Genomic DNA, 253 nt, shown 5'->3' with positions numbered 1-253 from the left:
CCGTTTGCCGAGGGACGCCGCCGCATGACGGGCAACAGCTTTTTGGTTCAAAGCATGAAAAATGCTTTTCCGCTTGATTTCAGGCATTCCTGATACTTTAGCGAGCGGAGTCATCTCATCCACCACGACCGGATCGACGATATACGCGGGGATATTTAATCCGTCTGCTATTTCCCTGGCAATAATTCCGCCCAGATTAGAAGCATGCTGGCCGTTGTAGCCGTTTTTCAAATCAGTGATCATGGCGTCATTC

1 pseudogene is annotated in these 253 nt (G+C 49.8%); it reads right to left on the bottom strand.

Annotated features, from left to right (window positions below):
• Window positions 1-253, bottom strand: a pseudogene (locus SB660_RS22220) (butyrate kinase); the annotation flags it as partial.

Source organism: Bacillus sp. SIMBA_005, from assembly GCF_046535585.1.
GTDB lineage: Bacteria > Bacillota > Bacilli > Bacillales > Bacillaceae > Bacillus > Bacillus pumilus.
This window is presented reverse-complemented; position numbering and strand designations above follow the sequence as displayed.